Here is a 17,287-nt window from a genome sequence, read left to right as displayed (position 1 = left end):
CCTCATGATCAGCCGCGTGGGTGCCCGGCTCAGCCCTGGTGCTTCTGCTGGCAGGGGACGCAGAAGCGGGCGTGCGGCAGGATCTCCAGGCGTTCGGCCGGGATGTCCGACCCGCAGCGCTCACAGACGCCGTAGCTGCCCTCGGCGATGCGCCGCAGGGCGCCGGTGATCTGCTCCAGGCTCTGCCGGGTGGCGGCGATGAGCGCCGCCTGCGTGTGCGCCTCGCCCGGGTCGCCGGTGTCCGCGGTGAGTTCGGTCAGTCTCGCGGTGTGGACCTCGAACTCCTTGGTGAGGGATTCGTGCAGGCTGTCGAGCCGTTCCTGGTCGGCCCGTCGGTGGGTTCCGGTGCTCATGATCGATCTCCTTGTCCGGATAAAGAAAAAAGGGCCGAAGCGGAAAGCTTCGCCCTTGGCGTCCGTTACGGGGTGTGACGGATCCGCCGGTGGGCCACGACCCGGAACCGGGCTCGGCAGCCCCCGGGTGGCCAGAGTTGGCGCGATGCGCGCGCCGGTGGAGAGGCCAGCCGGCAGCGCGGCGCGAGCGTGCGCGTGGACGGCCGGCAGCGCGGCCCCGACCGGTCGGCGGGCAGCCGGCAGCGCCGTCAGCGCGGTGACGGTGGCGGCGACCTGACCTGCCCGTGGCATCCGACAACCATAGGTGGGCGTCGCGGGAAAACCAACCGCCTTCGGCGTACTAGCCGAGCAGGGCCGGGATCGGATCGGCCGGACGGAGTCGGCCGCGCGCCACCAGTTCCACGGTGACCACCACGGCGACCGCCTCCACGGCCAGCAACCCGATGAGGACGAAGAGCTGGGTCATCCCCGCCTCGACCGGGCTCGCGCCGCCCAGGAGCACACCCACGAAGGCGCCGGGCAGGGTCACGAGCCCCACCGTGCGGGTCTGGTCGAGCGCGGGGACGAGGGCCTGCGCGGCCGGCGTGCGGCACACCAGGAGCACCGCGTCCCGAGGGGACAGGCCGAGCGCGAGCGCGGCCTCGACCTCGCCGCGCCGGCCCGTCAACTCGTCGAGAGCGCGGCGGCCGGCCAGCGAGGTGGCGGTCATCGCACCGCCGATCAGGATGCCCGCCACCGGGATGACGGCGATCCCCCGGGGCGGCACCAGACCCGCGGCCAGCAGCGCCGCCACCACGGCGAGGCTCCCCGCCGCGATCGGCAGCCCGGCCCACCAGCCCCGCGCTCCGCCGGTGATCCGCCGGGCGGACGTGCCGGCCGCGACGACGCACATGAGTACGACGAAACCGGCCGTCGCCCAGTGCGAGGCGACGATGGCGGCGATGAGCAGCGACACGGCGGTGAGCTGCACCGCGGCCCGGACGGCCGCGACCAGGATCTGCCGACCGTGGCCCAGCCGGCCGAGCGCCGCCACGGCGGCCGCCGTGGCGGTCAGCGCGGCCAGGGCCACCCAGAGCTTCGGACCGAGCACCAGCATCGTCGACGACATGGGGCCCAGTCTCGCGGTGACGGAGCGCCCCCGCTCACGACGGCGGCGGCAGCCCGGGGCCGCGCCGACCGGCACGGGCCGGGTCACCGGGGCGTCGGGCGGTGGCTGCGCGTCAGCCGAGGGGGATGCCGGTGGGCAACGGCAGCAGGGGCAGCGAGGGGAGGGAGGGCAGCGGCAGGGCCGGCGACCCGCTGGGGTTCAGACCCGGCAGGGAGGGCAACGGCAGCACCCCGGGCAGGCCGGGACGGGTCGACGTCGGGGGCGCGGGCGCCGACGGGGTGGGGGCGGCGCCGGTGCCGGCGGGCGCCGGAGCGGTCGTCGGGGCGGGCGACGCGGGGGCACTCGGCGCCGGGCCGGTCGCGCCGGACGTCGGCGCCGGCACGGGCACCGTCGCGGCGATATCGCGCTCCAGGGCGTCCAGTTCGGCGCGCAGCCGGGCGGCGGCCGCCGGGTCGCCGACGGCGGCGAGGGCGTGACGGGCCTCCGCGACCAGGTCACGTGCCTCGTCGGGCCGTCCCTCCGCCACGGCTACCCGGGCCCGGACCAGCGTCTCCTCCACGCTGCGCAGCTGCGCCTGCTCGGGGTAGAGCACACGGGTCAACGACCAGAGTGGACTGGTGGGGCCCGCGTTCCGGCTGCCGAGGCCGAGCCCGGTCGCGATCGCGAGGAGCGCGATCACGGCGGCGGCGAGGCGCAGCGCCCCTCGGCCGACCGGCGTCGCCCCGGTGACCGGGGCGGGAGGCCGGACGTCGGCGCCGGCCCGGACGAGCCGCTGCTCGCCGTCGCCGTCGACGTCGGTGCGCCAGGCGGCCAGCATCGCGGCGACGTCGTCGCCGGCCGGCGCGGGCTCGCCCCGGCCGAGCGCGTCGAGCAGCGCGTCGTCCCGGGCGATCGTCGCCAGGTCCAGCTGCTCGCCGCCGTCGCGGGCCTGCTCGGTCATGCCGCCACCTCGCCCAGTGTGTCGCCCGCCAGGGTACGGAGGCGCGCCAGTGCCCGGGACTGGGCCACCCGCACCGCGGCGGCGGACATCCCGACGATCGTCCCGACCTCGTCGGCCGACAGGCCCACGGCCACCCGGAGGACGACGATCTCCCGTTGCGGCTCCGGCAGGCGGTCGAGCAGGTCGGAGAGGCGGCGGGCCAGGTCGGTGGCGACCGCGCGCTGCTCCGGGCCGGGCTCCGCGTCCGGTGTCTCCGGTGGCGGGTCGCCGGCGGTGACCGACGCCGCGCGCACCGCCGCCCGCTGCGCGTCGGCCACCTTGTTGCCGGCGATGGCGTAGACGAACGCCGAGAACGGGGCGCCCTGCTCGCGGTAGCGCGGCAGCGCCGCCAGGACGGCGAGGCAGATCTCCTGGGCCACGTCGTCGGCCGTGGTGTACGCCCCGCCGACCCGGCCCAGTCGCGCCCGGCAGTAGCGGACCAGCCCGGGGCGGACGTCGGCGAGCAGCATCGCGGTGGCCGTCCGGTCGCCCTGGGCGGCCCGGCGGACGAGCTGGGGCTCGATCGTGGTGGTCATCGCGTCGGGGGGACACCTTCGTTACCGGCCGGTTAACGGGCACGCTATCGACCCGCCCGCCGGTGCGCCAGCTCACGCTCCGTCACCCGGTGCTGGCGCAAAGAAAGTCTGTTGCGTTCGGACGCCCCACCGCGATGTCCCCAGTAACGACCGGAGGAGGGACCATGGGCGTCGAGGTCGCCGTGCGAGGGCTGACGAAGTCCTTCAACGGCCAGCCGGTCTGGTCGGACATCAGCCTCACCCTGCCCGCCGGCGAGATCTCGGTGCTGCTCGGCCCCTCCGGCACCGGCAAGTCCGTGTTCCTCAAGACCCTCGTCGGCCTGCTCCGGCCGGACCGGGGCTCGATCGTCATCGAGGGTCTCGATCTGCCCCGGCTCTCCGAGCGGGCCCTCTACGAGGTGCGCAAGCTCTTCGGCGTGCTGTTCCAGGACGGCGCGCTGTTCGGGTCGATGACCATCTACGACAACGTCGCGTTCCCGTTGCGGGAGCACACCCGCAAGACCGAGGCGGAGATCCGCGCCGTCGTCGGCGAGAAGCTCGACATGGTGGGCCTCGTCGGCGCGGAGCGGAAACTGCCGGGAGAGATCTCCGGCGGGATGCGCAAGCGGGCCGGTCTGGCCCGGGCGCTCGTCCTCGACCCCCGGATCATCCTCTTCGACGAGCCCGACTCCGGTCTGGACCCGGTGCGCACCGCGTACCTCAACCAGCTCATCATCGACCTCAACCAGCGCACCGAGGCGACGTTCCTGATCGTCACGCACGACATCAACACCGCCCGGACGGTGCCGGACAACATCGGCCTGATCTACCACGGGCACCTGGCCATGTTCGGGCCGCGCGAGATGCTGCTCTCCAGCACCGAACCGGTGGTGCGGCAGTTCCTCAACGCGCAGCGGATCGGCCCGATCGGCATGGCTGAGGAGAAGGACGCCGAGGAGCTGGCGGCGGAGGCGCTGGCCGGCGCCGAGCTGCCGCCGCTGCCGCCCATCCCGCTCCAGCTGCCGCCGTCGGACGGGCGTGCGCGGCGGGCCGAACGCCCGCCCGGGCAGTGGTGCCGGGAGCACGGGGTCACGCCGCCGCCGGGCTCCTTCGCCGGCCGTGCCGCCGCGCCGACCGCCGAGGGGCGCGAGCGACAGCCCGCGGGCGGGCCCGCCGGCCCGGGAGGTGGGGCCCGGTGAGCGCCCCGGTCGCCGCGCTGCGCCGCTCCGGCGAGTTCTTCGCGTTCTGCCTGGACACGCTGCGCGGGCTCGGCCGCCGGCCGGTGCAGGTGCGGGAGTTCGTGCAGCAGGCCTGGTTCATCAGCTCGGTCTCGATCCTGCCCGCGGCGCTGGTGTCGATCCCGTTCGGCGCCGTCATCGCGCTGCAACTCGGCTCGCTGGTGCGCCAGCTCGGCGCGCAGTCGTTCACGGGCGCCGCCTCCGTGCTCGCCGTCGTCCGGGAGGCCGGGCCGATCGTCACCGCCCTGATCATCGCCGGGGCGGGCGGCTCGGCCATCTGCGCCGACCTCGGCTCGCGGAAGATCCGCGAGGAGCTGGACGCCATGCAGGTGCTCGGCATCGACCCGATCCAGCGGCTGGTCGTGCCCCGGGTGCTCGCCTCGATGCTGGTCGCGGTGCTGCTGAACGGGCTGGTGAGCGTGGTCGGGGTGAGCGGCGGCTACGCCTTCAACGTGCTGCTTCAGGGCGGTACGCCGGGCGCGTACCTCGCCAGCTTTCAGGCCCTCGGGCAACTGCCGGACCTGGTGGTCGGCGAGGTCAAGGCGCTGCTGTTCGGCGCCGCGGCGGCACTGGTGGCCTCGTACCAGGGGATGACCGCGAAGGGCGGGCCGAAGGGGGTCGGCGACGCGGTCAACCAGAGCGTCGTCATCACCTTCATGCTGCTGTTCGCGCTGAACTTCCTCGTCACGGCCGTGTACTTCCAGGTCGTACCGCAGAAGGGAAGCTGACGTGGCGCTGCTGCGGATCCTCGACGGCCTCGGCGGTCAGCTCGCCTTCTACCTGCGGGCGTTCGCCTGGAGCCCGCGCACGCTGCGCCGCTACAAGCGCGAGATCGTACGGCTGCTCGCCGAGATCAGCTTCGGCAGGGGCGCGCTCGCGGTGCTCGGCGGCACCGTCGGCGTGATCTGCTTCCTCACCTTCTTCACCGGCACCGAGGTCGGGTTGCAGGGCTACCAGGCGCTCAACCAGATCGGCAGCAGCGCGTTCACCGGCTTCGTCTCCGCGTACTTCAACACTCGGGAGATCTCGCCGCTGGTGGCGGCGCTGGCCCTGTCGGCCACCGTGGGCTGCGGGTTCACGGCGCAGCTCGGCGCCATGCGGATCTCCGAGGAGGTGGACGCGCTCGAGGTGATGGGGGTGCCGTCGTTGCCGTTCCTCGTCACCACCCGGATGATCGCCGGGTTCATCGCGGTCATCCCGCTGTACGTGGTCGGCCTGCTGGCGAGCTACCTGGCCACCCGCACCATCGCCGTCGTCTACTTCGGCCAGTCGGCCGGCACCTACGACTACTACTTCCACCTCTTCCTGCCACCGGGCGACGTGCTCTGGTCGTTCGGCAAGGTGCTGGTCTTCAGTGTGATCGTCGTGCTCGTGCACTGCTGGTACGGCTACACCGCCAGCGGCGGCCCGGCCGGGGTCGGCGTCGCCGTCGGCCGGGCCGTGCGGCTCGCCATCGTGGCGGTCAACGTCGTCGACTTCTTCCTGTCCCTGGCCATCTGGGGCGCCACCACCACCGTCCGGATCGCGGGGTGAGCATGAGACATCGCATCCTCGGCATCGTCTTCGTCGTCGTCCTGACGGCGGCACTGACCGCCTCCGTGCTGCAGTACCGCAAGGCGTTCACACCGGTCGCCTGGGTGACCCTGCACGCCGACCGCGCCGGCCTGCAGCTCACCGAGGGCGCCGACGTCAAGGTGCGGGGGGTGCTCGTCGGCGAGGTGCGGTCGGTGCGCGGCACCGGCGAGGGCGCCGTGCTGCGGCTGGCTCTCGACCCGGCCCGCAGCGGCCGGGTGCCCGCCGACGTGACCGCCCGCCTGCTGCCCAAGACGCTCTTCGGTGAGCGCTACGTCGAGCTGGTCCCGCCCGCCGGCGCCGGCGCCGAGCCGATCCGCGACGGCGCGGTCATCGGCCAGGACCGCAGCCGCACCGCCGTGGAGCTGGAGCGGGTGCTGGACGAGGCGCTGCCGCTGCTGCAGTCCATCCGCCCCGACCAGCTCGCCGCCACGCTCGCCGCGCTGGCCACCGCCCTGGAGGGGCGCGGCGAGCAGCTCGGCGCCACCGTCGAGCGGCTGGGCGACTACCTGAGCCGGCTCAATCCCGCGATGCCCACCATCGCCGAGGACGTCCGCAGGCTCGCCACCGTGCTGGACGGCTACGACGCGGCGCTGCCCGACCTGCTCTCCCTGCTGCGCGACGTCACCGTCACCGCCGGGACCGTCGCCGACCAGCGCACCCAGCTCGCCGCGTTCCTCGCCGACACCACCGGGACCGCCGAGGCCGCCTCGGGGTTCCTCGACCGGCACGGCGACCAGCTCATCCGCCTCGGCGCGGTGAGCCGGCCCGTGCTGGAGCTGCTCGCCACGTACGCCCCGGAGTACCCGTGCCTCGTCGCCGGCCTGGTCGCGCTGCAACCGCGGGTCGAGGAGGTGTTCGCGGGTGGACGGATGCACATCACGCTCGAGGTGACGCGCAGCGGCGGGCCGTACGAGCCGGGCCGGGACGAGCCGGTGTACGGCGCCCGCAACGGCCCGCAGTGCCACGACCTGCCGCACCCGCCCGTGCCCGCGCCGGAGTGGCCGGTGAACGACGGCTACGACTACACGGGCGACCGCCCGCACCCGCTGCTGCGGGTCGGTGTGCCGGGGCCGGCGCCCGCGAAGCAGCCGTCGGCCCCCGCCCGCCCCGCCGTGCCCGACGACACCGGCCCGCTCCCCGTCGAGATGGGACGCGCCGGCACCGAGGAGGAGAGGTCCCTGGTCAAGCCGCTGGTCGGCGCGCTCACCGACACCCTGCCGGCGGAGGTGCCGGACATCGCGGTCCTGCTGTGGGGGCCGCTGCTGCGCGGCGGGGTGGTGAACGCCCGATGAGCGGGAAGACCCTGGCGCCACTGGTCAAGCTGCTGACCTTCGCCGCGGTGACGGTGCTGCTGACCGCGCTGCTCGCCCAGACCCTCGGCGCGTTCCCGCCGGAGGGCGACACCTACCGGGCCCGGTTCACCGACGTCACCGGCCTCCTTCCCGGCGACGACGTCCGGATCGCCGGGGTCCGGGTCGGGAAGGTCAGCGACATCCGGGTGGTCGACGACACGCTGGCCGAGGTCGCCTTCACGGTCAGCGACGACGTGCCGCTGGCCACCGGCGTCCGCGCGAAGATCCGCTACCGCAACCTGGTCGGGCAGCGGTACCTGGCGCTGACCGAGGGCCCCGGGGACCGCCGCCCGCTGCCGCCGGGCGGGCTGATCCCGCTCGCCCAGACCACCCCGGCGCTCGACCTCACCACCCTGTTCAACGGGTTCCGGCCCCTGTTCACGGCGCTCGACCCGGACGACGTCAACAAGCTCGCGTACGAGATCATCCAGGTGTTCCAGGGCGAGGGCGGGACGGTCGCGAGCCTGCTGCGACGCACCGCCTCTGTGACCGACACCCTCGCCGACCGGGACGCCGTCATCGGCCGTGTGGTCACCAACCTCAACCAGGTGCTCGCCACCCTGGCCGGGCGGGACGCCGAACTCGACCGGACGATCGGCCAGGTGCAGCAGTTCGTCTCCGGCCTCGCCGCGGACCGCACCGCCATCGGCGACGCGCTCACCAACCTCGGCGAACTCACCGACGTGACCGCCGGGCTGCTGCACGACGCGCGGCCGTCGCTCGCCGCCGACGTGCGCGCCCTGGGCGAGCTGGCCGGCACCCTCGACCGCAACGCCGCCGTCATCGACAGCACGCTCGGCCGGCTCCCCGAACGGTACGAGTCACTGACCCGCGTCGCCTCGTACGGCTCCTGGTTCAACTTCTACCTCTGCGACTTCGACGGCCGGGTGGCCGTCGCCGGCCACGCCCCGCTCAATCCGGCGACGTTCAGCGCCCCGGCCGCCCGCTGCGCCACCGGAGGACGCCAGTGAGACCCTTCCGCGAACGCAATCCCGCCGTCGTCGGCGCGGTCGGGCTCACCGTGGTCCTCGCCGCACTGCTCGGCGCGTTCCAGTTCGACCGACTGGCCGCGCTGACCGCCCGGTCGTACCAGGCGGCGTTCCACGACGCGAGCGGCCTCGCCACCGGCAACGAGGTCCGGGTCGCCGGCGTCCGGGTCGGCACGGTCACCGCCGTCGAACTGGCCCGCGACCCCCAGCCGTACGTGCGGGTCCGGTTCCGGGTCGACGACGACGGCGTCCGGCTCGGCCGCGACACCGGCGCCACCATCCGGATCAAGACGGTGCTCGGCCAGAAGTACCTGGCCCTCGCCCCGGCCGGGCCCGGACGGCTGCCGGAGGGCGGGCAGATCCCCCTGGACCGCACGGCCGCGCCGTTCGACGTGGTGCAGGCGGTCACCGGGCTGGCCGACACCCTCGACCGGGTCGACACCGCGCAGCTCGCCACCGCGTTCCGCACGCTCACCGAGACGTTCGCCGACACTCCCGGCAGCGTCCACTCGTCCCTGACCGGGCTCTCCCGGCTGTCCCGGACCGTCGCCGAGCGGGACGCGGAGCTGCGGTCCCTGCTCGGGCGGGCCCGGCAGGTCACCGACGTGCTCGCCACCCGCGACGAGGAGTTCCGCCGGCTGGTCGCCGACGGCGAGGCGCTGCTGGCCGAGGTGAGCCGCCGTCGGGACGCCATCCACCGGTTGCTCGTCGGCACCGACGAGCTGTCACGGGAGCTGTCCGGCCTGGTGGCCGACAACCGGGCCCAGCTCGAACCGGCGCTGCGCAAGCTGCGCGACGTGGTCGCCGTCCTGCAACGCAACCGCGACGACCTGGAGCAGACCATCCGGCGGATGGCCCCGTTCGTCACCGCCTTCGCCAACGTGGTCGGCAACGGCCGCTGGTTCGACTCGTACGTGAGCGGTCTGCTCCAGCCCTACGTGCCGACGGGAGGACGCTGATGCCCGGCCCGATCCGAGGGTGGCGCCGGCCGGTGGCCGCCGCCACCGTGCTGGTGACCGCGCTCGCCGCCGGCGTCGTGCTGTGGCGGCACGACCCGCCGCAGCGGCGGCTGGTCGCCTACTTCACCCGGGCGGTCGGGGTCTATCCCGGCTCGGACGTACGGGTGCTGGGGGTGCGGGTCGGCGAGGTGGAGGAGGTCACCCCGCAGGGACGCGTGGTCCGGGTGAGCATGCGCTACGACCCGCGGGTGACGGTCCCCGCCGACGCGCAGGCCGTGATCGTGCCGCCCAGCGTGGTCAGCGACCGGTACGTGCAGCTCACCCCCGCGTTCACCGGCGGCGCCGCGCTCGCCGACGGCGCGCGGATCCCGGTGGAGCGCACCGCCGCGCCGATGGAGATCGACGACATCTACCAGGCGCTCGACGACTTCAACCGGGCGCTCGGCCCGCAGGGCGCGAACGCCGACGGGGCGCTCTCCGACCTGCTCGCCGCGGGCCGCGCCAACCTGGCCGGGAACGGCGACGAGCTGCGGGAGACCCTGCACGGTCTGTCCGAAGCGCTCGACACCCTCTCCGACGGCCGGCAGGACCTGTTCGGCTCGGTCGCCAACCTGCAACGGTTCACCACCGCGCTGGCCCGCAGCGACCAGCAGGTACGCGGCTTCCAGCAGCAGCTAGCGGACGTCGCCGAGCAGCTCGCCGGCGAACGGGAGGAGCTGGACGCGGCCCTGCGCAACCTCGCCGCCGCGCTCGCCGAGGTCACCGCGTTCGTCCGGGGCAACCGCGACGAGCTGACCGGCAACGTCGCGGCGTTGGCCGACGTCACGGGCGTGCTCGTGCGGCAGCAGAAGGCCGTCGTCGACATCCTCGACGTGACGCCCCTGGCGCTGAACAACCTGGCCCTGGCCTACAACCCCCGGTCGGGCACCCTGGACACGAGGGACAACGTGATGGGCCCGTACGACCCGCCCGGCTTCGTCTGCTCCCTCATCGTCGACCAGCTGCCCGGCACCGAGGTGCCCGAGACCTGCACGGCGCTCGCCCAGACCCTGCACGCCCGCGGCCTGCCGATGACCGACCAGCTGCGCGGGCTCCTCAAGCTGCCGCCCGGCGCCCCGGACAAGGGCTCCGCACCCCCGGCTCCTCCTCCGGTCAGCTCCGCCGGTGGGCCGGGCCCGGACGGGGCGCCGGGCGGCCCCGGCATCACCCGTGACCTCACGCTCGGCGGCATCCTGCGGGGTGAGCCGTGAGCGCCGGGGACCGGCCGGCGGGCCCGGCGCGGGCTCCGGTCAGCGCGAGGGTGCGACTCGCACTGGCCGGGGCGCTCGCCGTGCTGCTGCTACCGGCCGGGTGCGGCCTGCCGGACCTGGCCGACCTGCCGCTGCCCGGCGGCGCCCCGGCCGGCGACGGCTACACCGTCACCGCCGAGTTCAGCGACGTACTGGACCTGGTGCCGCAGGCGGCCGTGAAGGTCGACGACGTGACCGTGGGCAGCGTGGAGAGGATCTCGCTGGCGGGCTGGACGGCCCGGGTGCGGCTGCGCATCGACCGCGAGGTCCGGCTGCCGGCGAACGCCACCGCCGCCGTGCACCAGAGCAGCCTGCTCGGCGAGAAGTACGTGACGGTGGCCCCGCCGCCCTCGGGCGCCGCCGGGCGGCTCGCCGACGGCGACGTCATCCCGCTGTCGCGCACCCGGCGGGGCGCGGAGGTGGAGGAGGTGCTGGCCGCGCTCGGGCTGCTGCTCAACGGCGGCGGGCTGGCCCAGCTGCGCACCATAAACGAGGAGCTGGGCCAGGCGCTCGACGGGCGGGAGCCCGCCGTGCGCGACGCGCTGCACCAGCTCGACACCTTCGTCGGTGGGTTGGAGCGGCAGAAGGCCGACCTGGTGCGGGCCATCGAGGCGCTCGACCGGCTGACGGACCGGCTCGCCCGGCAGCGTCAGGTGGTCGGCGAGGCGCTCGACTCGCTGGCCCCCGGTCTGACCGTGCTGGCCGAGCAGCGGGCCCAGCTCACCGACGCACTGACCGCCCTCGGGGAGCTGGGCCGGGTCGGCACCCGGGTCGTCGACCGCAGCCGGGACGACACCCTCGCGAACGTACGCGCCCTGCGACCGATCCTGGAGCAGTTGGCCCGCGCCGGGGACGACCTGCCGAAGTCGCTGGACTTCATGCTGTCGTACCCGTTCCCGCCGAACGTCACCGGCGCGATCGCCGGCGACTTCGTCAACCTCGCCATCACCGCCGACCTGGACGCCGCCACCATCCTGGCCAACCTGCTCGTCGCGGAGCCACCGCCGCCACCCCGGCCGGCGGCCCGGCCGTCCGCCCCCGACGCGGACCGCGCCCCGTCCGGTGAGCGACCGGGTGCCCCGCGCCCCCGGCCCGGGCCCGGCAAGGGCGACGAGCCCCGGCCCGTCCTGCCGCCGCTGACCCGGTGCCTGCCCGACCTGAAGGACTTCCCGACGACCTGGACCCCGCCGACGGAGTGCCTCCTGCCGAAGGGTTGCAAGCTGCTGAAGCCCGGCTCGACGGCGCCCCTCGGCGCGCTGATCCTGCCGAAGGGGCTGGTGCCGCCCGGCACCGTGTTCCCGGAGGGGACGGAGTTGCTGCCCGGCACCGTGCTCACCGCCGAGTGCGTGCTGCCGGTCACCGGCGCGGTGACCGGCCTCGTCGGCGACCTGTCGGACCTGCTGGGCGGAGGGCTGCTGAAGTGATCGGACGATCCACGAGAATCCAGGTCCTGGTCTTCGTGCTCGTGAGCCTGCTCGGCATCGGGTACGTCGGGGTCCGCTACGTCGGGCTCGGTGACCGCCTGCTCGGCGGCGGCTACCTCGTACACCTGGACCTCACCCGCGCCGGCGGTATCTACCCCCACGCGCCGGTCACCTACCGGGGGGTGCCGGTGGGTCGGGTCACCGCCGTGGAGCTGCGCGACGACGGCGTCCGGGCCGACCTGCGGATCCGGCGTGGCGTACGGGTTCCGGCGGCGCTGCGCGCGGTGGTGACCCAGCGCTCGGCCGTCGGGGAGCAGTACGTCGACCTGCGCCCGGACAGCGACGCGGGCCCGTACCTCGCCGACGGCGCGGTGATCCCGGCCGACCGCACGGGTGTCCCGCTCGCCCCGGAGACCCTGCTGACCAACTTGGACGCGCTCGTGCGCTCGGTCGACCCGGAGGACCTGCGGGTGCTCATCAGCGAGTTGGGCGCCGCGTTCGAGGGCAACGAGCAGGCGTTGGCCCGCATCCTCGACGCCGGTGACGCGCTGCTCGCCGACGCCGCCGCGCGGCTGCCCGAGACGCTGGCCCTGATCCGGGACGCCCGCACCGTGCTCACCACGCAGGCCGAGTCGGCCGAGGCGCTGCGCCGCTGGTCGGCGGGGCTCGCGGCGTTGGCCGCCACCGTCCGCTCCGCCGACCCGGACCTGCGCCGGCTGCTCGCCGAGGGTCCGCCCGCCGGCGTGGAGCTGCGGGCGCTGCTGCGTGGTCTGGAGCCGACCGTGGGCGCCCTGCTCGGCAACCTGGTGACCACGGGCGGCATCGTGGCCCGCCGGCTGCCCGGCATCGAGCAGTTGCTGGTGGTCTATCCGATCGCGGTCGCCGGCGGTTTCACGGTCACCCCCGGGGACGGCACCGCCCACCTCGGTCTGGTGCTCAACGTCGACGACCCGCCGTCCTGCGTGTACGCGGGCGGGACCCGGTGCGGCGACCGGGACCGCGCGGCCGGCGGGAGCGTGCGGGGCGCCGGCAACGCGCCGCGTCCCGGCGGACCCGAGCCGGGGTCGGCGTCCGGCGCCGCCGGGCCCACACCGACCGCCCCCGGGGGTTACGACCCGGCGACCGGTCTGGTGCTCGGCTCGGACGGGCGGCCGTTGCAGTTCGGCGGCACCGGGGGGCAGTACCGGACGGCCGGGGACCAGTCGTGGAAGCAACTGCTGCTCGCCGGGGTGACTCCGTGAGCGGCGACCGGGAAGGAGGTGACGGCGTGCCGACCCGCAGGGAGCGGACGCTCAGAGTGATCAAGGGGGCGAAGGCCGGCACGCCGGGCCGGCCCGTGCGGCGCCGGGTCGTCACCCGGACCGCCCCCGTCGCCAGCGACCGGATCGAGGAGGTGCTGGAGGGGCTCGACCGGGAGCCGGTGGAGGATCCCACGGAGGCCGGTGACCTGACCGTGGTCGGGGACCCGGCCGAGGTCGAGGACCTGCCGGACCCCGACGCGCCGAGCGGCGACCACGGGCCGGGCGGCGACGACGGGCGGGGCGACCGCGACGGGGCGGGTGACCCCGAGGGGCGGGCCGGGTCGGCACCCGGCGCCGACAGGTCCGGCGACGGCGGGCCGGATGGCGCGCGGGGCGGTCGCCGCGTCCTGGCCGCCCTGCTGGTGGTGCTGCTCGCGGCTGCCCTGGCGGGTGCCGGCCTGTACGGACACCGCTGGTACGTGGCGCGGGCCACCGAGTCCGCCCGGCAGGAGGCGCTGGCGGCGGCCAGGCAGGCGAGCGTCAACTTCGTCTCGGTGAGCGCGGCCAGTGTGGACCGTGACCTGCAGCGGATCACGGCGGGCGCGACCGGGGAGTTCAAGGACGAGTTCACCCGGGGCCAGGCCCAGGTCCGCACCGCGGTGGTCGAGAACAAGGTGGACTCGCAGGGCACGGTGCTGCGCGCCGGGCTGGTCTCCGGGGACCGGCGGCGTGCGGTGGTGCTGGTGGCCGTCGACGCCACCGTGAAGAACGCCAAGGCGCCGCAGGGCCGCCCGTCGCACTACCGGATCCAGCTCGACATGGTCCGCGACGGCGACTCCGGCGACTGGCTCGTGGCGAAGCTGCAGTTCGTCGGATGAGGTCGAGGAGGTCCGTCATGCGTACCCCGCGTTTGTCCCGGCCCGGCCGAGCCCCGCGCCGTCGCCGTCCCTCCCTGGTCGCCGTGTTGACCGTCCTGACCGTGCTCGTGACCGCCGTCGCCGCCCTCGGCTGGTACGGCGACCGGGAGACCGCCGGGCGGGACGAGGCGGTGCGGGAGGCGCTCGCCACCGCGCCGGCGGCGGCGAAGGCCCTCTTCTCGTACGACTACCGCACCTTCGACGAGAGCGTCGCGAACGGGCGGACCTTCGCCACCGGCGCGTTCGCCGACGAGTACGCCCGGACCACCGGCACCCTCAAGGAGACGGCGGGCAAGCAGCAGGCGGTGGTGCTGGCCGAGGTCTCGGCCACCGGCGTGGTCAGCGCGGAGGCCGACCGGGTGGAGCTGCTCGTCTACCTCAACCAGTACCGGCGCAACGTGAGCACGGCGGGGGAGAAGGTCGACCAGAACCGGGTCGTGCTGACCCTGGTGCCGGTCGGTGGGGAGTGGAAGGTGGCCGCGGCCACCGCCATCTGAACCTGGCGACCCCCGCGGGCCGCTCACCCACCGCGGCGCCCCGCGCGGGCTCAGCCGCCGCGACGGCCGTCGTACCGGCCCGCCGAGTCGGTGAGTTCCCAGAAGTCGGCGGGCAACTGCGTGATCACGTCGTCGTACGCGCCCGGCGGGATGGCCTCCCGCAGCGTGTCGAAGACGGCGCGCACCCCGTCCCGGGCCGTCGAGTCGTCCACCTCCGCGCGGCCCCGGACCTGGTTGAGGAAGGAGGTGAAGCTGAACCGCCCGGTCTCCCCGGCGGGCCCGTGGGCGTACCCCCGCAGTTCCTCGGGCAGTTGGGCCGCGAGGTCCTTGGCCTCGCCGCTCTCGATCCGCTCGGCCAGCGTGGTGAGCGTCGCGCGGGTGATGGCGGTCGCCTGCTCGGGTGAGGTCCGCAGGCGCTTCGCCACCGAGTCGATGAACTCGCTGTTCTCAACCTTCGCGGCCTTTCTCTGCGACGGACAGCGGCGTCTACCCGCGTGCCGGGTCGGCAAACCGTCGCGCGGTGCCCCGGCCGTCCCGGTCAGGCGGCGCCGGTGCGGCGTACGGCCAGCAGCGCGACGTCGTCCGTGGCCGCCGCCTCGCCGACCAGCGCCGACATCGCGCTGACGCACATCGTGTCGGCCGACCCGCACTCCAGGGACCGGCGGAGCAGGTCGACCCCCGCGTCGAGGGGGCGGGTGCGCCGCTCGATGAGCCCGTCGGTGTAGAGGAAGAGGCAGCCGCCCGGCGCCAGGTCGGCGTGGGTGCGCCGCCGGGGGGCGTCCCGGTAGGCGCCGAGGGGGAGGTCCGGCGGGACCGGGACGAGCCGGGTGGGCTCGCCCGGCTGCGCGATGAGCGGCGGGAGGTGCCCGGCGCTGGAGATGGTGAGGTGGCGCAGGGTCGAGTCCAGGACGGCGTAGATCGCGGTGGCCATGGCGCCGGGCTCGAAGAGCTGCACCTTGCGGTCGAGGCGGGTGAGCACCTCGGCGGGGTCGTCCGTCTCCAGGGCGTACGCCCGCAGGGCGCTGCGGACGCGGCCCATGACCACCGCGGCGCGCAGGCCGTTGCCGGCGACGTCACCGATGGCGACCCCGATGTGCCCGGAGGGCAGCGGGAACAGGTCGTACCAGTCACCGCCGACGCCGACCGCGGTGCCCGGCACGTAGCGGGCGGCGACGTCGAGCCCCGGCACCGCCGGCGGGCGGGCGGGCAGCAGGCTGCGTTGCAGGGCCACCGCGGCGGCCCGGTCGAGGCGTGACATCCGGGCCTGGGTGGCCAGGCTGGCCCGGTCCGCCACCAGCCGCAGCAGCTCGACGTCGTCGTCGGTGAACCGGCGCGGGGTCAGCGTGCCGACGTGCAGCACCCCGATGACCTGGGTGCCGTTGCGCATCGGCACGCCGAGCAGAGACGCCACGCCCCGGTTGACCAGAATCGGGTTGATGACGTTGGTCTGGTCGACGTGCTCGAGCATGATCGGCTCGCCGCGGGCGGCGACGGAGCCGGCGAAGCCACGGCCGACCGGCAGCCGTACGCCCTGGCGGACCTCCTGCTCCAGCCCGCTGGCGGCGGTGGCGATCAGTTCCTCGCCGCTGGGATCGACCAGGAGGATCGCGGCCGTGTCGGCCCGGAGGAGGTCGCGGGTACGCTCCAGCAGCTCGTCGAGCAGGTCTTCCACGCCGAGCTGGGAGAGCGCGGCGTCGGTCACGGTCTGCAGCCGGCGGAGCTTCTCCGCGCTGCTCGCCTGTGAGAGGTCGCCGCTGGTCACCATCGCATCCTCACCCGGCCCGGACCGTCCGTGCCGGCAGCTGTCCGCCCGGGCCCGGTGGGCCCGTCCCCGCGCACGGACTACCCACCGCCCGGCGTGGAGAGGTGGTCCCAGACCCCGGTCATCTCCAGGAGCTGCCGGACCATACCCTGCGCGTTCGTGACGTGGTAGTGCTTGCCCTGCTCGTCGGCGAGCCGTCGCCCCCGGAGCAGCACGTTGATGCCGGCCGAGTCCAGGAAGCTCACCTCGCCGAGATCGACGACGACGGCGGGGGAGTCGCCCGCGAGGGCCGCCTCGATGTCGTGCTGGAGGTCGTCGGCGGTGGACAGGTCGACCTCGCCGCGCGCCGCCACCGTGACGGACCCGGCGTCGCCCCGCTCGGAGTACGACAGCGCCACGCCGCACCTCCTCCTCTCGTCCCCGGACTGGGTGAACGTGCTGACTTTATAGTGAATCACCGGCATCTCCACTCCCCGGAGAAGATCGCCGGTAAAGGTGGGGGGTTCGGCGGTGAGGATGTTGTGGATGTGACAGAAGCCGATCAGCCGCGCGCTCATCCGGTGGCGGCCACCGTGCGGGGAGTCACCGCGCCCGGGGTCGCCGCCATCCGGCACCGTGTGACGGACGCGGCGCTGGGCGCCGGGCTGGGGGCCGAGCGCGCGGAGATGTTCACGACCGCCGTGAACGAGGTCGTGATCAACGCGATCCAGCACGGTGGAGGCAGCGCCGACGTCACGGTCAGTGCCGGCCCGGGCGGTGTGGTGGTCACCGTCCAGGACCACGGGGGCGGGATCCCGCCCCACGTGTCGCCTCACCTGCCGTCGCCGCACACGGTCGGGGGGCGTGGCCTCTGGCTCGTGCGGCACCTCTGCGAGAACGTCACCTTCCACACCTCCGGCGCCGGCACCCTCGTGACTCTGAGCGCCGCGACGACTCCCGGTGTGACATCCGACCGCCGGGACTGAGGCCGGGGGCCGGTCGTCCGTCGCGAAGATCAGCACCTCCGAACCCGGGGTGACGTACCTCTCCCGTCGGGACCGGCGGCGCGTGGCCCGGGGGGAGGGGAGGGCCCCGCGGCGCGGTGCCGGC

The 17,287-nt window shown here is 74.8% G+C and carries 19 protein-coding genes; 12 read left to right on the top strand and 7 right to left on the bottom strand.

Features of this window, described 5'->3' with window-relative positions; genetic code table 11:
- Positions 1-29: 29 nt before the first annotated feature.
- The 4 genes from SM573_RS00265 to shbA form a co-directional block, all read right to left on the bottom strand.
- On the bottom strand, positions 30-353 hold the full coding sequence (locus SM573_RS00265) for a TraR/DksA family transcriptional regulator (protein ID WP_474612113.1): 324 nt from the start codon (positions 351-353) through the stop codon (positions 30-32).
- A gap of 340 nt (positions 354-693) precedes the next feature.
- The gene (locus tag SM573_RS00260; RefSeq protein ID WP_474615131.1) at positions 694-1,461 is read right to left on the bottom strand and encodes an ABC transporter permease; all 768 of its coding nucleotides are present in this window, start codon (positions 1,459-1,461) and stop codon (positions 694-696) included.
- Between the two features lie 112 nt (positions 1,462-1,573).
- On the bottom strand, positions 1,574-2,401 hold the full coding sequence (locus tag SM573_RS00255; protein WP_474612111.1) for an anti-sigma-D factor RsdA: 828 nt from the start codon (positions 2,399-2,401) through the stop codon (positions 1,574-1,576).
- Entirely contained in the window at positions 2,398-2,976 is a 579-nt protein-coding gene (shbA, locus tag SM573_RS00250; RefSeq protein WP_474612110.1) for an RNA polymerase sigma factor ShbA, read from the bottom strand. The genes SM573_RS00255 and shbA overlap by 4 nt, the downstream gene beginning before the upstream one ends.
- A 164-nt stretch (positions 2,977-3,140) precedes the next feature.
- On the opposite strand from shbA, the gene SM573_RS00245 reads away from it, so the two are divergent.
- The 11 genes from SM573_RS00245 to SM573_RS00195 are packed head-to-tail and all read left to right on the top strand — an operon-like array spanning position 3,141 to position 14,436.
- Positions 3,141-4,154, top strand: coding sequence for an ABC transporter ATP-binding protein (locus tag SM573_RS00245; protein WP_474612109.1), 1,014 nt, complete (start codon positions 3,141-3,143; stop codon positions 4,152-4,154).
- Positions 4,151-4,921, top strand: a complete 771-nt coding sequence (locus SM573_RS00240; protein WP_474612108.1) for an MlaE family ABC transporter permease — start codon at positions 4,151-4,153, stop codon at positions 4,919-4,921. The genes SM573_RS00245 and SM573_RS00240 overlap by 4 nt, the downstream gene beginning before the upstream one ends.
- A gap of 1 nt (position 4,922) precedes the next feature.
- Complete coding sequence (locus SM573_RS00235) at positions 4,923-5,726, top strand: MlaE family ABC transporter permease (protein ID WP_474612107.1); 804 nt, start codon at positions 4,923-4,925, stop codon at positions 5,724-5,726.
- A gap of 2 nt (positions 5,727-5,728) precedes the next feature.
- Entirely contained in the window at positions 5,729-7,060 is a 1,332-nt protein-coding gene (locus tag SM573_RS00230; protein ID WP_474612106.1) for an MCE family protein, read from the top strand.
- A complete protein-coding gene (locus SM573_RS00225) occupies positions 7,057-8,091 on the top strand; it encodes an MCE family protein (RefSeq protein WP_474615130.1) in 1,035 nt (344 codons plus the stop codon). Before SM573_RS00230 ends, SM573_RS00225 begins: the two co-directional genes overlap by 4 nt.
- A complete protein-coding gene (locus tag SM573_RS00220; RefSeq protein WP_474615129.1) occupies positions 8,088-9,068 on the top strand; it encodes an MCE family protein in 981 nt (326 codons plus the stop codon). Before SM573_RS00225 ends, SM573_RS00220 begins: the two co-directional genes overlap by 4 nt.
- On the top strand, positions 9,068-10,318 hold the full coding sequence (locus tag SM573_RS00215; protein ID WP_474612103.1) for an MCE family protein: 1,251 nt from the start codon (positions 9,068-9,070) through the stop codon (positions 10,316-10,318). Before SM573_RS00220 ends, SM573_RS00215 begins: the two co-directional genes overlap by 1 nt.
- A gap of 50 nt (positions 10,319-10,368) precedes the next feature.
- Positions 10,369-11,781, top strand: coding sequence for an MCE family protein (locus SM573_RS00210; RefSeq protein ID WP_474615128.1), 1,413 nt, complete (start codon positions 10,369-10,371; stop codon positions 11,779-11,781).
- Positions 11,778-13,022, top strand: coding sequence for an MCE family protein (locus SM573_RS00205; RefSeq protein WP_474615127.1), 1,245 nt, complete (start codon positions 11,778-11,780; stop codon positions 13,020-13,022). Before SM573_RS00210 ends, SM573_RS00205 begins: the two co-directional genes overlap by 4 nt.
- A gap of 26 nt (positions 13,023-13,048) precedes the next feature.
- A complete protein-coding gene (locus tag SM573_RS00200; protein WP_474615126.1) occupies positions 13,049-13,900 on the top strand; it encodes a hypothetical protein in 852 nt (283 codons plus the stop codon).
- Positions 13,901-13,917: 17 nt separating this feature from the next.
- Positions 13,918-14,436 carry a hypothetical protein gene (locus SM573_RS00195; RefSeq protein WP_474612099.1) on the top strand — a complete coding sequence of 173 codons (519 nt, stop codon included), beginning with the start codon at positions 13,918-13,920 and terminating at the stop codon, positions 14,434-14,436.
- A 50-nt stretch (positions 14,437-14,486) separates the two neighbouring features.
- Here the strand turns inward: SM573_RS00195 and SM573_RS00190 are convergent, their stop codons facing one another.
- The 3 genes from SM573_RS00190 to SM573_RS00180 all read right to left on the bottom strand — a co-directional run bounded on the left by SM573_RS00190 (position 14,487) and on the right by SM573_RS00180 (position 16,755).
- A complete protein-coding gene (locus SM573_RS00190; RefSeq protein WP_474615125.1) occupies positions 14,487-14,945 on the bottom strand; it encodes a DUF2267 domain-containing protein in 459 nt (152 codons plus the stop codon).
- Positions 14,946-14,974: 29 nt separating this feature from the next.
- Entirely contained in the window at positions 14,975-16,198 is a 1,224-nt protein-coding gene (locus SM573_RS00185) for a PP2C family protein-serine/threonine phosphatase (RefSeq protein ID WP_474615124.1), read from the bottom strand.
- A gap of 80 nt (positions 16,199-16,278) precedes the next feature.
- Positions 16,279-16,755, bottom strand: coding sequence for an STAS domain-containing protein (locus SM573_RS00180; protein ID WP_474615123.1), 477 nt, complete (start codon positions 16,753-16,755; stop codon positions 16,279-16,281).
- Between the two features lie 3 nt (positions 16,756-16,758).
- Here SM573_RS00180 and SM573_RS00175 point away from each other — a divergent pair, with 3 nt between their 5' ends.
- On the top strand, positions 16,759-17,163 hold the full coding sequence (locus SM573_RS00175; RefSeq protein WP_474612095.1) for an ATP-binding protein: 405 nt from the start codon (positions 16,759-16,761) through the stop codon (positions 17,161-17,163).
- Positions 17,164-17,287: the final 124 nt, after the last annotated feature.

The sequence above is a fragment of the Micromonospora xinjiangensis genome (genome assembly GCF_056150165.1).
This window is presented reverse-complemented; position numbering and strand designations above follow the sequence as displayed.